We start from the raw sequence: 13,616 nt of genomic DNA, 5'->3' as shown, positions 1-13,616 counted from the left end.
TCGGTCGCCGGGCGGCACCGGATGCCGAAGGTCTGCGGTCGTGGGGCCGAACGTCCCTGCGTCGGAAGGCCGTTGAGCGTCCCGCGCATGCTCGACCGTCAGTAGGCGGGCACACCCCGCGCGCGGAAGCGGGCGCGGACGCTCTCGGTCAGGGCCGGGTCGGGGACCGGGGTGTCGCGCAGCGGGAAGGGGATGCCGAGGGCCGCGTACTTGGGCGCGCCGAGCTTGTGGAAGGGCAGCACGTCGACCCGTCGGACCGTGCCCAGACCGGCGACGAACCGGGCCAGGGCATCCACGGACCTCGGGTCGTCGGTCCAGCCGGGGACCAGCACGTAGCGGATCCATGTCGGGACGCCGAGGCGGTCCAGGCGGGTGGCGAAGCTGAGGGTGGGTGCGAGCCGGCCGCCGGTCAGCTTCCGGTAGGCGCCGATGTCGAAGGACTTGATGTCCAGCAGGACCAGGTCGGTGTCGGCGAGGAGCTCGTCGCCCGCACGGGCCCCGAGAAAGCCGGAGGTGTCCAGGGCGGTGTGCAACCCGGTCTCCTTGCAGCGCCGCAGCACCTCACTGGTGAAGGCCGACTGGAGCAGCGGCTCTCCCCCCGTGATCGTCACCCCACCGCCGGCCGTGGTGAGGAAGGCGCGGTACTTCTCGATCTCCGCCATCACCTCGTCCACGGTCGTCTCCCGGCCGTCGCGCATGTGCCAGGTGTCGGGGTTGGCGCAGTACAGACAGCGCAGCGGGCAGCCGGAGACGAAGAGCACGAACCGGGTCCCGGGACCGTCCACGCCGGTGGACAGGTCCCAGGAGTGGATCCGGCCGGTCGTCATGGCCTTCACAGTGTTCCGTGGAAGGTGCGGCTGATCACGTCGAGCTGCTGCTCGCGGGTCAGCCGGACGAAGTTGACGGCGTATCCGGAGACCCGGATGGTCAGCTCCGGGTACTTCTCCGGGTGTTCCATCGCGTCCTTGAGGGTGGCACGGTCCAGGACGTTGACGTTCATGTGGAAGCCACCGGCGGCCGTGTAGCCGTCGAGGATGCCGACCAGGTTGCCGGCGCGCTCCTCGGGGGCGTGCCCCAGTCCCTCCGGGGTGATGGTCGTGGTCAGCGAGATGCCGTCGCGGGCCTGCTCGTACGGCAGCTTGGCCACCGACAGCGCGGAGGCGGCCACCCCGTGCCGGTCACGGCCGTTCATCGGGTTGGCGCCCGGCGCAAAGGGCTGCCCGGACCTGCGTCCGTCGGGCGTGTTCCCGGTGTGCTTGCCGTAGACGACGTTCGAGGTGATGGTCAGCACCGACTGGGTGTGCTCGGCGTCCCGGTACGTGGGGTGGTGGCGGACCTTGGCCATGAAGGACTCCACCAGGCCGACGGCGATGGCGTCGGCGCGGTCGTCGTTGTTGCCGTAGGCCGGGAACTCGCCCTCGGTGCGGAAGTCGACGGCCAGCCCGGTCGCGTCCCGGAAGACCTTCACCCGGGCGTGCTTCACGGCGGACAGGCTGTCCGCCGCGACCGACAGACCGGCGATGCCGCAGGCCATGAAGCGGTGGACGGGGTGGTCGTGCAGCGCCATCTCGATGCGCTCGTAGGCGTACTTGTCGTGCATGGAGTGGATGACGTTGAGCGTGTTGACGTACGTCTCCGCCAGCCAGTCCAGGACGCGGTCGTACGCCGCGGACAGTTCCTCGTATTCCAGGTACTCGCCCGTCAGCGCGGGCATCACGGGGGTGACCTGGTCACCGGTCATCTCGTCCCGGCCGCCGTTGACGGCGTACAGCAGCGCCTTCGCCAGGTTCACCCGGGCCCCGAAGAACTGCATCTCCTTGCCGACGGCCATCGCGGAGACGCAGCAGGCGATGGCGGTGTCGTCACCGTTGCCGGGCCGCAGCAGTTCGTCCGACTCGTACTGGACGGCGCTGGTGTCGATGGACACCTGCGCGCAGAACTCCTTGAAGCCGGCGGGCAGCCGGGGCGACCAGAGGACCGTGAGGTTGGGCTCGGGGGCGGGGCCGAGGTTGTAGAGGGTCTGCAGGAAACGGAAGGAGGTGCGGGTGACCAGCGGACGGCCGTCGACGCCGATGCCGCCGATCGACTCGGTCACCCAGGTCGGGTCGCCGGAGAACAGGGCGTCGTACTCGGGCGTGCGCAGGAACCGGACGATCCGCAGCTTGATCACGAAGTCGTCGATCAGCTCCTGCGCGCGAATCTCGTCGAGGGTCCCCTCGTCGAGGTCGCGCTGGAGGTAGACGTCGAGGAAGGTCGAGGTGCGGCCCAGCGACATCGCGGCGCCGTTCTGCTCCTTCACAGCGGCGAGGTAGCCGAGGTAGAGCCACTGCACGGCCTCGTGCGCGGTGAGCGCCGGGCGGGAGACGTCACAGCCGTAGGTCGCCGCCATACGGGTCAGTTCGCCCAACGCCTTGATCTGTTCCGCGAGTTCCTCGCGGTCGCGGATGACGTGGTCGGTGGACGGCCGGGCGTCGAGCAGGGCCTTCTCGGCGCGCTTGGCCTCGATCAGCCGGTCGGTGCCGTAGAGGGCGACGCGCCGGTAGTCGCCGATGATCCGGCCGCGGCCGTAGGCGTCGGGCAGCCCGGTGATGATGCCGACCTTGCGTGCGGTTCGCATCTCGGGTGTGTAGGCGTCGAAGACTCCGTCGTTGTGGGTCTTGCGGTAGGTGCCGAAGACCTTCGTCACGAACGGGTCGGGCTCGTAGCCGTACGCCTTGAGCCCGTTCTCCACCATACGGAGACCGCCGTTGGGCATGATCGCGCGCCTCAAGGGGGCGTCGGTCTGCAGGCCGACGATCAGTTCGCGGTCGCGGTCGATGAAGCCGGGGGCGTGCGAGGTGATCGTCGACGGAGTCGCGGCGTCCACGTCGAGGACGCCCCGCTCCCGCTCCTCCGGGAACAGCGAGCTGACCTTCTCCCAGACGGTCCGGGTGCGGTCGGTGGCGCCGGTGAGGAAGGACGCGTCACCTTCGTACGGGGTGTAGTTGGCCTGGATGAAGTCGCGCACGTCGATCAGCTCGCGCCAGCGGGTCCCGGCGAAGCCACGCCAGGTCGCGGTGGCCCGGTCGCCGACTGTCCCGGTTGCGGTCATCGCCGTTCCTCTCCTCGTCGTCTGTCCGGCACTCCCATGCTGGTCCGCGTTGATCGTCGCGGGGAGTGTCGGACGGCGCCCACGGCCGGGGCCGTACGGCCCCGGGGCGAAAGGCCGTACGGCCCACTTCGTCAGCCGCCCGTGAGGTCCGGGCGGACCCGGGTGCCCGAGCGGCCGTGCACGATCTCAGCGGATCAAGGGCTCCGGCCTCTCCTCTGCGGTCCGCACGGTGGCCTCGGGCCAGTCGATGCCGGCCCCCGCGACCACGGCCCGTCCGATGCGCTCGCTGCGCCCGGAGCCCGCGGAGAGCCCGGCCGTGCCGTCCGAACTCGCGGGCCTCTCGCCACGGGAGAAGGCATCCTGGACCTGATCGGCGAGGGGCTCACCAGCCGGGAGATCGGCAAGAAGCTCTACCTGTCGGTCGGACCCGCACCACGTGAGAGACGGGCCCATCGGAACCCCCGACGGGCCGGACGGCCCCTGCCTCGACGACACCCCGCACGAAACGCTGGGACGACCGCCGATGCCGGCGCCGCCTTTCCGCAGAGTGAGGGGATGAGCCCCGATGTCCTCCGTCGCCCTCGACGTCCAGACCCTGGAGACGATGGTCTCCGCCGCTGTGACAGCCCCCTCGATCCACAACACCCAGCCCTGGCGCTTCCGGCTCGACACGGAGACACGCACGCTGCGGATCTACGCGAACACGGACCGGGGACTGCCCCACACGGACCCGCTCGGCCGCGCCCTCCATCTTTCGGCCGGCTGCGCGGTGTTCAACCTCAGGGTGGCGATCACGCACTTCGGCTGGGAGCCGGTGACCCGGCTGCTGCCCTGTCCCGACCGGCCCGACCTGCTCGCCGCCGTACGAATCGGCGGCCCTGCCCGGGGGACCCTCCCTGGTCTGTACGACGCCGTCTGGCGCCGGCACAGCAGCCGGTTCCCGTTCTCCGAGCGGCCACTGCCCTCGGCGGTCGTCACGGGACTCACCGAAGCCGCCCAGGCCGAAGGGGCCGTACTGCGCCACTTCTCCTCCGCGGACACCGACCGCCTCCTCCGGCTCACCCGCGACGCGGAGCACCGGAACGCGACCCATCACGACCGTGCCGCGGAGAGCCGCCGCTGGGTGCGGCCGGAGGACGTCAGCGGCCTCGGTATGCCGCCCGAAGCGCTCGGCCCACAGGACTTCCGGGAAGTCGTCCCCATGAGGGACTTCGCCGCTCACCGGACACTCGGCGGGTTGCCCGCCCTCACCTTCGAGAAACGGCCCTCGATCGCCGTACTCTCCACCCCGCACGATCGCCGGGCGGACTGGCTGCGGGCGGGTGAGGCCCTCCAGCGGGTCCTGCTGGTCGCCACCGTCCACGGCGTCCGGACGTCACTTCTGCACCAGGCACTGGAATGGCCCGACCTGCGCCGACAGCTCGAACCGTCGACGAATGCCGGTAGCGCCCGAGCGCAGATGGTGATCCGCCTCGGGTACGGCCCCGAGGGGCCTGCGTCCCCTCGGCGCGACGTCCGTGGGACGCTCGAGGCAGGGGCCGACTCCTGATCCGGCGGCTCGTCCAGCCGGACCGGGCCACGGACACCACCCCGGCAACGTACCGGTCGTCTGCCCCCGGACAGCGGCCGATCCGGGTCTCCCCCGGTCCACCCAGGCCGTGAAGGCGGCGGCCGTGTCGATCCTGCCGTTGCCGGTCGTGTTCCTGTGCTTCCGACGGTGGATCGTGGCGGGCGGGGAACGGTCCGGGATCGACTGACGGGGGCTGCACCGGCCCCCTGCCGGCCGCGACGAGTCCCGCGACGGGCTCCACGTGGCGGCGGCTGATCAGCCAGCGGCCGTCCTCGTGTTCGAGATCGTCCTCGACCAGCCCCACCACGGTCCAGTCCGCGGGCCGGTGCCGCCCGTCCGCCGTGCGGGTGGCCATCCCGTGCCACACCGTGGCGTAGGCCTCCCGGTGGGGCCGCCCGTCGGTCCACTCGATCAGGGGCTGGCCCACGACGTGCGCGACCGTGGGCTCGTGCCGGCCGGACCGGCCCGCGGACATGAGGGCGGCGAAGTCGTCGCGCCCGTGGAAGCGCTGGGTGGGCCCGGGCATCACGTCGTAGCCGACGTCAGACCACGGTCACCGGGTGGCGTACCACCGCGTCGAACAGATGGCCCTGCGTGTGGAACACGGCGGTGTCCGGCTGGGTGCGGCCCGCCGTGTCCGTGGCGCGGGCCGGCAAATGGGTCGGGCCGGGCGTACCAGGTGTCCAGGGGACGGACCAGCGCGTCCAGGTGGCGGAACGCGGCCGCTCGTGCAGTCGGGCCCGCCGCCATGTCGTACCGCCGTCGGTGCTGACGTCGACCCGTACGACGGCGCCCGCACCCGACCAGGATCGGGCGTGCAGCACCTGGCTCTCCCCTGCCGGGAACGTCGCGCCGCTCGCGAGCTCGAAGGCGCTCTTGATCGTCTGCCGGGTGAGCGGCGTACTGCCCTCCTGCGGGTGGGCGGGGCCGAACAGCCGGTAGAAGGTGGGTGTTCCACGGCGAGTACAGCGGCTGCGCCGACACCTCGATGTCGCCGACCCATTTGATCGAGGCGATCCCCTCCCACGAGGGCACGAGCACCCGCACCGGGTGGCCGTGGTCGTACGGAAGCGGCTCGCCGTTCATCTCGTACGCGAGCAGCACGTCGTCCAGCGCCTTGGCCAGCGGCAGCGGGCGGCGAACCCGGCCCAGACTCTCGCCGCCGCTGACGTACTCGGCGTCGAGGCCACGGGGCTGCACGTCCACGGCGTACGGGGACACCCCGATGAGACTGAGCACCGTTCGCGTCGCCGACGGCCGCCACACCGCTGCCGCCCGGCAGGAAGGCGACGAACTCGTCCTGCTGCCCCACTCCGACGTCGGCGCGCTGCTCGCCACCGGCGACGACTGGCAGGAACGGGCGGCCGCCGCGGACGGCGAGCGCCTGCAGCCGGCCGGGGCCTCACCGGCCCCGCTCGTCCCCCACCCCAACAAGATCGTCTGCCTGGGCCTCAACTACGGCACCCACATCCGGGAGATGGGCCGCCCGACCCCCCACGTGGCCGGATACACGGTTGCCAACGACGTCACCGTGCGGGACTGGCAGCACCGCACCCGGGAGTTCCTCTCAGGCAAGACCTTCGAGGCCACCACCCCGGTCGGACCCGTCCTGGTCACCCCCGACGAACTCCCGCCCGGCGCCTCGGGACTGGACATCTCCTGCAGCGTCGACGGCCACACCATGCAGAAGTCCAACACCGCCGACCTGCTCTTCGACGTGACCGACACCATCGCCTACATCAGCACCGTCATCACGCTGCTGCCCGGCGACCTGATCCTCACCCGTACCCCGGGCGGCGTGGGCGCCGGGCGCCGGGGTGCGTGCCGAGCACCTCGACGATCTGGTCGCGGCGCGCCTTGGTCCTCGGCCTGCTCGTCCGCCCACCGGCCCGAGTCCAGGGCCGGCGCGAGGATGAGCTTCTTGAGTTGTCCCCGTTCGATCTGCCATCGGGCCCACGTTTCGGCTGCTCAAGCAGACGCTCGGTTCGACCAGGCCCCGTCTGCGGGATTCGGAAGCGGCCGACCGCTGGACCTGGCTCGTCCTGGCCGCACATGCTCAGCTCCCCCTCACTCGCCCGCTCGCAAGGGACCTCCGTCGGCCGTGTGAGCGGCCGGCGGAACCGAGCAGGCTCACCCCGGCCCGAGTGAGGCGGGGGTTCAGGAACCTGTGGGCGAAGACGGGCACGCCAGCCGGTGCACCGAAAGCCACCAGGCCCGGCCCCGGCCGCCCGCTCGGCTCGAAGAACCGACAACCGGGTCTGAAGACGGTCCTCAGCAAGGTGGCCACCCATGGCTGGGCGGACTTGGGCACCCGGCTCAGCAGCGCGCGGGCGTAGGGGGTGCGGCATCGCTGCCAGCTCGCGCCGGACAGGGTGGCGCCGATCGCGTGTACCAGGCCCACGTGGGCGTCGGAGATGACGAGTTGGACGCCGGACAGGCCGCGGGCTATGAGCGAGCGGCGATGAGCGAGCGCAGAAACGCGAGCCAGCCGGCGCCGTCCTCGGCGGTGGCAACGTCCAGGCCGAGGATCTCGCGGTGCCCGTCGGCATTGACGCCGACCGCGATCAGGGCGTGGACGTTGGTGATGCGGCCGCCCTCGTGGACCTTCTGCGTGAGTGCGTCGACCCAGACGAAGGCGTAGGGGCCGGCGTCCAGGGGGCGGTTACGAAACGCGGCGACCTGCTCGTCCAGGTGCTTGGCCATCGCGCTGACCTGTGATGTCACACGTTTCACGCCGCCGGCGCAGGCCGGGCAGCACCGCCTCAACGCCTGTGGGCCGACTATGCAGCACTTCCGCGTAGCGCCCACCCCGGGCGTGTCGGTCCATCGTGCGCCGAGAGCGTCGCGGGCAGCCGTCAGACCCTCCTTCCGCCCGCAGCCGGAACGCCTGATTTCCGGTGACCCGACTTACAAGACGTGGGCCCAGGACGCCGCCCGCGGGGAAACGGTCAAAACGGGTGTCTGGGAAGCCACCCCCGGCGAGACGCACTCGATCAAGGGCGAGTTCTTCGAGTTCTGCCACATCCTTTCCGGCGTCATCGAACTCACGCCGGAAGGCGGCGAGCCGGTGGTCTACAGGGCAGGCGACAGCTTTGTCGTGAAGCCGGGCTACGTCGGTGTCTGGAAAACCGTCGAAACCGTGCGCAAGATCTGCCTGACCGTTTCATAGACCCAGCTCGGCGATGCGGTACGAGGCGATGGGACCGGGCGGCTACCGCCCGGTCCCATCCGTGCTGCTGGCCTTCAGGCGGGGTGCGTGCCGTCGACCACGTATCCGCGCCGCTTGTCCACCACGTTGCGCAGCGGTCGGCCCTCGAGGTGCCGGGTGAGGTTGTCGAGGAACACCTCGACGAGCGCCTCCCGCTCGCTGGTGGTCTCGCCCGCCGTATGGGGGGAGATCATCACACCGGGCATGTTCCACAGGGGTGATGCGGCAGGCAGCGGTTCCTGGGCGAACACGTCCAGGGCTGCGCCGCCGAGCCGTCCGGCGGCGAGGTGGTCGACGAGCGCCTCCTCGTCGACGAGTCCGCCCCGGCCCACGTTGATCAGCCGTGCCCCCGGCTTCATGGCGGCGAGCACGGGGGCGTCGACCATTCCCCGGGTGCCCTGGGTGAGGGGCGCGGCCAGGACGACGTAGTCCGCTTCCGTCAGGGCGGAGCGCAGGGTCGACGCACCGTGGACCGTGCCGAAGTCGGGGTCGTCCGTGCGGGCCTTGCGGCCCGCGCCGGACACCCGCATCCCGACGGCGCGCAGCAGCCGGGCGATGGCCCGGCCGATCGGGCCCGTCCCCCAGACCAGCACGGTGCGTCCGGTGATGCTGTCGCTGGGGCGCGGACGCCACTCGCGGCGCCGCTGGTGCTCCCAGGTGCCGGGGAAGTCCTTGGCGAGGGCGAGGATCAGGCCGAGGACGTACTCGGCGGTCGGCTGGTCGTAGACCCCGCGGGCGTTGGTCAGGACGACGCCCGGATCGTCCACCAGGGCGGGGAACAGGAAGGAGTCCACGCCCGCTGAGGCCGCGTGGACCCAGCGGGGCGCCTTGTCCGGGTTGTCGGGCCAGGCCTCGCGGATGGCCGAGGTGATGGTGACCCAGGCCAGGAGGGCGTCGGCACCGGGGAGGAGGTAGGGCAGTTCCTCCTCGGTGGCGTAGACGGTGTCCGCGAGGCGTTCGATGAGTGCGGTGGCTGGGGGCCGGTTGCCGCGGTAGAGGACGACGAGTCGCTCGGGCATGTCAGGCTCCGACGGGTACGGCTATGTACTTGTACTCCAGGAACTCGTCGATGCCGACGCGTCCGCCTTCGCGGCCCAGGCCGGACTGCTTGACCCCGCCGAAGGGCGCGGCCGGGTTGGAGACCAGTCCGGTGTTCAGGCCGATCATGCCGCTTTCGAGACGTTCGCTGACGCGCAGGGCGCGGTCGAGGTTCTGGGTGAACAGGTAGGCGGCCAGGCCGAATTCGGTGTCGTTGGCGGCGGTGACGGCCTCGTCCTCGGTCTCGAAGGTACGGATCGCGGCGACCGGGCCGAAGATCTCGGTGTCGATGATCGCCGAGTCGGGGGCGATGCCAGTGAGGACGGTGGGCGGGTAGAAGCAGCCCGGTCCCTCGGGGAGTTCACCGCCGGTCAGGACGGTGGCGCCGCGCTTGACGGCGTCCCGCACCAGGTCGTGGGCCTTGCTGCGGCCGGCGTTGTCGATGAGGGGGCCGACGTCGGTGCCGGGTTCGGTGCCGTCGCCGACCTTCAGGGCGGCCATGCGGGCGGCGAGGCGGGTGGCGAACTCCTCGGCGACAAAGGTGTGGACGTAGATGCGGTTGGCTGCGCAGCAGGATTCGCCCATGTTGCGCATCTTGGCCACCATCGTGCCTTCGACGGCGACGTCGAGGTCGGCGTCGTCGAAGACGATGAGGGGGGCGTTGCCGCCCAGTTCCATCGAGGTGCGGATGACGGTGTCGGCGCACTGGGCCAGCAGGATCCGGCCGACCTGGGTTGAGCCGGTGAAGGAGAGTTTGCGGATCTTCCCGCCGCGCAGGAGGGGTTCGACGACGCCGGCGGCGTCGGTGGTGACGACGACGTTGAGGACGCCGTCGGGCAGACCGGCTTCCTTCAGGATCGCGGCGAGGGCGAGGCTGGTCAGGGGGGTCTGGGGGGCGGGTTTGAGGACGATGGTGCAGCCGGCGGCGATGGCGGGGCCGATCTTGCGGGTGCCCATGGCCAGCGGAAAGTTCCAGGGGGTGATGAGCAGGCAGGGGCCCACGGGCTGGCGGGTGACCAGCAGGCGGTTCCTGCCGTCGGGGGCGGTGGTCAGCCCGCCGTCGATACGGACGGCCTCCTCGGAGAACCAGCGGAAAAACTCCGCGCCGTAGGCGACTTCGGCACGCGCCTCGGCCAGGGGCTTGCCCATCTCCAGGGTCATCAGCAGCGCGAGGTCCTCGGTGCGCGCGATGATGATGTCGTAGGCGCGGCGCAGGATCTCGCTGCGCACCCGGGGCGGAGTGGCGGCCCAGGCGGCCTGCGCGGCGACCGCCGCCTCGACGGCACGCCGGCCGTCCGCGGGAGAGGCGTCGGCGACCTGGCACAGCTCCTCGCCGGTGGCCGGGTTGGCGACGGACAGGGTCCGGCCGGACTCGGCGTCCTGCCAGCCACCGCCGATGAACAGCTGCTTGGGAACATCACGGACGACAGTCATCGTGGGTATCTCCTTGGATGTGTGGTGAGGGGCTGCCGACCGGTCAGCGGATGCGGTCCAGCGTCTTGTAGTAGGCGCCCGCGAAGGGCAGGAACCAGGCAGTGCCGTTGTAGAGGGGGATGCGGGGCGGGGCCAGGTCGCGGACCGGGCTGGCCTCGGGGTGGCCGTCCAGCACCTCGGCCATGACCTGCCCCATGTGCGTGGCCATCTGCACGCCGTGGCCCGCGTATCCCATGGAGTAGTGGACGCCGTCCTCGGTCTGCCCGGCGTGCACGATGCGGTCCATCGCGAAACCGACGGAGCCGCCCCACACGTACTCGACCTTCGTGCGGGCGAGTTGGGGGAAGATCTCGCACATCTCACGGAACAGGACGGCCCCGCTCTTCTTGTCCGAGGCGGGGTCGGAGGGTGCGAAGCGGGCGCGGCCGCCGAACAGCAGCCGGTTGTCCGGGGTGAGCCGGAAGTAGTGGCAGACCTGGTTGGAGTCGACGATGAGGCGGGCCTTCGGGATGATGTCCCGGGCGAGGTCCTCGCCGAGCGGCTCGGTCACGATGATGAAGCTGCCCAGGCAGACCTGCCGGCGGCGCAGCCACGGGAAGTTCTTGTCGGTGTAGGCGTCGGTGGCCATCATGACCTGCCCGGCGCGGATCACACCGCGCTCGGTGCTGACCTCGAACCGGCCCGCGGCGGTACGGCGCACGCCGATGGCCGCGTTGCGCTCGTGGATCTCGACACCGGCGCGCTCGCACGCCTCGGCCATGCCGCGCACGAAGCGGCCGACGTGCAGTGCGGCGCTGAACGGGTCGAGCAGGCCGCCGTGGTAGGCGTCGGATCCGATCTCGGAACGCAGCTCGGACTTGCCGACCAGAGTGGTCTCGTGTCCGAAGTGCTTGGCCAGGTCGCGCTGTTGGGCCTTCTTGCTCTCGAAGTGCGCGGGGCGGGACGCGACGCCCAGGCGTCCGACGCGGCGGAACTGGCAGTCGATGGACTCCTCTTTCACGATCCGCTCGACGGTGTCCACGGCCTCGCCGTAGGAGTTGTAGATCTCGCGGGCCCGCTCCAGTCCGTACCGGCGGATGGCCTGGCCCACGCCGATCGTGAAGCCCAGGTTGGCCATGCCGCCGTTGCGCGCGGAGGCACCGGAGCCGATCTGGCCCTTCTCGACGAGGGTGACGCGGGCGCCTTTGCGGGCGGAGTGGAGGGCGGTGGACAGACCCGTCAGGCCGGCGCCGACGACCACCAGGTCGGTGTCCTCGGTCAGCGGCTTGCCTGATCGGTCGGGAAACGCCCCGGCGGTTTCTATCCAGTAGGGAATCGTCTTCATGTCGGGTCCTTAGCGGGGAGTTTCGAAGTGGGGGGTGACCGGGCACCGCCCGGAGTTCGCGGACTGAGAGATGGCGGGGGCGCTGACGCCGGCGAGGGCGAGTTCGACGTCGTATTGGGGGTGTTGAGGACGCGGACGGGCGGGAGGGCGTTGCGTCACCCGCGGTCGGCCGGCGCCTTCTCCACGCTTGTCGGCACGGCCGCTTCCGCGTGTCCAGCCGCTTCTACAGCACTCTTTCGAGGAAGGCCTGCGTGCGCTTCTCGCGTGGGTTGGCCAGCACTTCGCGTGCGTCGCCGCGTTCGACGGCGATGCCTTCGTCCATGAAGAGGACTTCGTCGGCGACCTCGCGGGCGAAGGCCATCTCGTGGGTGACGAGGAGCATGGTCATTCCGTTGCCGGCGAGGTCGCGCATGACGGCGAGTACTTCGCCCACGCGTTCGGGGTCCAGTGCGCTGGTGGGTTCGTCGAACAGCATGATGGTGGGTTCCATCGCGAGTGCGCGGGCGATGGCCACGCGCTGCTGCTGGCCGCCGGAGAGCTGGGCGGGGTACTTGTGGCCGCACCCCGCAAGGCCGACCGTGGCCAGCAGTTCCTGGGCCTGCTCCCGGCAGGTGGCGCGGTCCTTCTTCTGCACCAGCACCGGTCCGGACATGACGTTGCTCTCGGCGGTCATGTTGGGGAAGAGGTTGAACTGCTGGAAGACCATGCCAATACGGGCGCGCTGTTCGGCCAGCCGCTTGGGGCGCACGGCGTGGTAGGCGTCGTCCTTCTCGACGTAGCCGAAGTCCTCTCCGTTGACCTTGAGGACTCCGCGGTCGACGGTCTCCAGGCCGTTGATGCACCGCAGCAGGGTTGATTTGCCCGAGCCGCTCGGTCCGATGATGCAGGAGATCTCCCCGGCCGCGACGGTCAGGTCGATGTCCCGCAGGACCTGGTGACGTCCGAAGCTCTTGCACAGCTTGCGTGCGACGATTGTTCCGTCCGGGTTCACAGTAGCGACTCCCTCGTAGGGGGAACGAGTTGGCCGGCCCCGGTCCCGGGCTCGGCCGAGGTGGCGGCCGGGGTCAGCCGTGCCCGGGTGGAGCGGGAGAAGCGGCGTTCGATCATGGACTGGGGCACGCTCAGCGCCAGCGTCATGATCAGGTACCAGAGGCTGGCCACGATCAGCAGCGGGATCGTCTGGTAGGTGCGGGCGTAGATCGCCTGGGCGCTCTGCAGCAGGTCGGCGACGCCGAGCACGCTCACCAGCGACGTCTCCTTGAGCATGCCGATCACCTGGTTGCCGGTGGCGGGGATGATCGCCGGCATCGTCTGCGGGATGATCACGTGGCGGAGCTTGGTGAAACCCGACATGCCCAGTGACTCTGCGGCCTCATGCTGTCCGCGGCTGACCGAGGCGAACCCGCCGCGGATGATCTCGGACATGTAGGCGGCCTGGTTGAGCGTCAGCCCCACGATGGCCGCGGTCATCGGCGTCATGATCGCGTTCACGTTCACCGGCGTGGAGATGTCGGTGAACGGGACGCCGATCGAGAGATTCGGGTACAGCGCCGCGATGTTGAACCAGAAGACCAGCTGCACGAGCACCGGGGTGCCGCGGAAGAAGGTGATGTAGAGCTGGGCCAGCCCGGACACGGGCCGCTGGTGCGACATGCGCATCACCGCCAGCACCAGTCCCAGCAGCGTGCCCAGACCCATGCTCGCCGCGGTCAGCAGCAGCGTGACCAGCAGGCCGTCGAGGATGGTCTGCGTGGTGAAGTAGCTGAACACCACGGGCCAGCGGTAGTGCTCGTTCGTCACCGCGGTCCACACCAGGCCGCCGACGATCGCGATGGCGACGGCCCAGGCGACATAGTCGCGCGGACGTTTCGGCGTGATCCTCTTCTTCTCTTCGGCCCGTAGTTGAGGCACCGGTCCGCTCCTGGTCGTCGTCTCGATCACGTCCATCGGC

9 protein-coding genes and 6 pseudogenes are annotated in these 13,616 nt (G+C 70.5%); 5 read left to right on the top strand and 10 right to left on the bottom strand.

All coding sequences use genetic code 11. The features are described 5' to 3' along the window. Positions 1–98 precede the first annotated feature (98 nt). On the bottom strand, positions 99–827 hold the full coding sequence (gene pflA, locus AQJ58_RS20655) for a pyruvate formate-lyase-activating protein (protein WP_067252608.1): 729 nt from the start codon (positions 825–827) through the stop codon (positions 99–101). A 5-nt stretch (positions 828–832) separates the two neighbouring features. Next, a complete protein-coding gene (pflB, locus tag AQJ58_RS20650; RefSeq protein WP_067252169.1) occupies positions 833–3,091 on the bottom strand; it encodes a formate C-acetyltransferase in 2,259 nt (752 codons plus the stop codon). A gap of 187 nt (positions 3,092–3,278) precedes the next feature. Here pflB and AQJ58_RS44530 point away from each other — a divergent pair. Together AQJ58_RS44530 and AQJ58_RS20640 are read left to right on the top strand one after the other, a co-directional pair. Continuing rightward, positions 3,279–3,511 (top strand): annotated as a pseudogene (locus tag AQJ58_RS44530) (DNA-binding response regulator); the annotation flags it as partial. 145 nt (positions 3,512–3,656) lie between these two features. Beyond that, complete coding sequence (locus tag AQJ58_RS20640) at positions 3,657–4,640, top strand: Acg family FMN-binding oxidoreductase (protein ID WP_067252165.1); 984 nt, start codon at positions 3,657–3,659, stop codon at positions 4,638–4,640. 274 nt (positions 4,641–4,914) lie between these two features. Here AQJ58_RS20640 and AQJ58_RS41040 read toward each other — a convergent pair. Beyond that, positions 4,915–5,187: pseudogene (locus AQJ58_RS41040) on the bottom strand (nuclear transport factor 2 family protein); the annotation flags it as partial. Between the two features lie 16 nt (positions 5,188–5,203). Continuing rightward, positions 5,204–5,933 (bottom strand): annotated as a pseudogene (locus AQJ58_RS20635) (molybdopterin-dependent oxidoreductase); the annotation flags it as partial. Between AQJ58_RS20635 and AQJ58_RS45650 the strand changes: the two are divergent. Next, positions 5,887–6,465: pseudogene (locus AQJ58_RS45650) on the top strand (fumarylacetoacetate hydrolase family protein); the annotation flags it as partial. The pseudogenes AQJ58_RS20635 and AQJ58_RS45650 overlap by 47 nt on opposite strands. A 133-nt stretch (positions 6,466–6,598) precedes the next feature. Continuing rightward, a pseudogene (locus AQJ58_RS45390) lies at positions 6,599–6,997 on the top strand (transposase); the annotation flags it as partial. On the opposite strand, the pseudogene AQJ58_RS20625 reads toward AQJ58_RS45390, so the two are convergent. Beyond that, positions 6,922–7,379: pseudogene (locus tag AQJ58_RS20625) on the bottom strand (transposase); the annotation flags it as partial. The pseudogenes AQJ58_RS45390 and AQJ58_RS20625 overlap by 76 nt on opposite strands. Between AQJ58_RS20625 and AQJ58_RS44520 the strand changes: the two are divergent. Beyond that, positions 7,357–7,830, top strand: a complete 474-nt coding sequence (locus AQJ58_RS44520) for a cupin domain-containing protein (RefSeq protein WP_234360146.1) — start codon at positions 7,357–7,359, stop codon at positions 7,828–7,830. The pseudogene AQJ58_RS20625 and the gene AQJ58_RS44520 sit on opposite strands and share 23 nt — an antisense overlap. A 74-nt stretch (positions 7,831–7,904) precedes the next feature. On the opposite strand, the gene AQJ58_RS20615 is transcribed toward AQJ58_RS44520, so the two are convergent. The 5 genes from AQJ58_RS20615 to AQJ58_RS20595 form a co-directional block, all read right to left on the bottom strand. Then, positions 7,905–8,888 (bottom strand): D-2-hydroxyacid dehydrogenase, encoded by a 984-nt coding sequence (locus tag AQJ58_RS20615; protein WP_067252162.1) that lies wholly within the window; start codon positions 8,886–8,888, stop codon positions 7,905–7,907. A gap of 1 nt (position 8,889) precedes the next feature. Further along, entirely contained in the window at positions 8,890–10,341 is a 1,452-nt protein-coding gene (locus AQJ58_RS20610) for an NAD-dependent succinate-semialdehyde dehydrogenase (RefSeq protein ID WP_067252160.1), read from the bottom strand. A 43-nt stretch (positions 10,342–10,384) separates the two neighbouring features. Continuing rightward, positions 10,385–11,665: an NAD(P)/FAD-dependent oxidoreductase gene (locus tag AQJ58_RS20605; protein WP_067252157.1), complete on the bottom strand. Its 1,281-nt coding sequence runs from the start codon at positions 11,663–11,665 to the stop codon at positions 10,385–10,387. Positions 11,666–11,888: 223 nt separating this feature from the next. Continuing rightward, the gene (locus tag AQJ58_RS20600; protein ID WP_067252156.1) at positions 11,889–12,656 is read right to left on the bottom strand and encodes an amino acid ABC transporter ATP-binding protein; all 768 of its coding nucleotides are present in this window, start codon (positions 12,654–12,656) and stop codon (positions 11,889–11,891) included. Further along, a complete protein-coding gene (locus AQJ58_RS20595; RefSeq protein WP_067252155.1) occupies positions 12,653–13,612 on the bottom strand; it encodes an amino acid ABC transporter permease in 960 nt (319 codons plus the stop codon). The genes AQJ58_RS20600 and AQJ58_RS20595 overlap by 4 nt, the downstream gene beginning before the upstream one ends. Between the last annotated feature and the right edge of the window lie 4 nt (positions 13,613–13,616).

The organism is Streptomyces sp. DSM 15324 (assembly GCF_001514285.1).
In the GTDB taxonomy this organism is placed as follows: Bacteria; Actinomycetota; Actinomycetes; order Streptomycetales; family Streptomycetaceae; genus Streptomyces.
Note: the sequence above shows the minus strand (reverse complement) of the source record. Positions and strands in the feature narration are given on the sequence as shown.

What these genes read in the sequence shown, in the direction of transcription:
- pflA (WP_067252608.1), bottom strand. Translation starts at nt 827, where the DNA reads ATGACGACCGGCCGGATCCACTCCTGGGACCTGTCCACCGGCGTGGAC.
- pflB (WP_067252169.1), bottom strand. Translation starts at nt 3,091, where the DNA reads ATGACCGCAACCGGGACAGTCGGCGACCGGGCCACCGCGACCTGGCGT.
- AQJ58_RS20640 (WP_067252165.1), top strand. Translation starts at nt 3,657, where the DNA reads ATGTCCTCCGTCGCCCTCGACGTCCAGACCCTGGAGACGATGGTCTCC.
- AQJ58_RS20615 (WP_067252162.1), bottom strand. Translation starts at nt 8,888, where the DNA reads ATGCCCGAGCGACTCGTCGTCCTCTACCGCGGCAACCGGCCCCCAGCC.
- AQJ58_RS20610 (WP_067252160.1), bottom strand. Translation starts at nt 10,341, where the DNA reads ATGACTGTCGTCCGTGATGTTCCCAAGCAGCTGTTCATCGGCGGTGGC.
- AQJ58_RS20605 (WP_067252157.1), bottom strand. Translation starts at nt 11,665, where the DNA reads ATGAAGACGATTCCCTACTGGATAGAAACCGCCGGGGCGTTTCCCGAC.
- AQJ58_RS20595 (WP_067252155.1), bottom strand. Translation starts at nt 13,612, where the DNA reads ATGGACGTGATCGAGACGACGACCAGGAGCGGACCGGTGCCTCAACTA.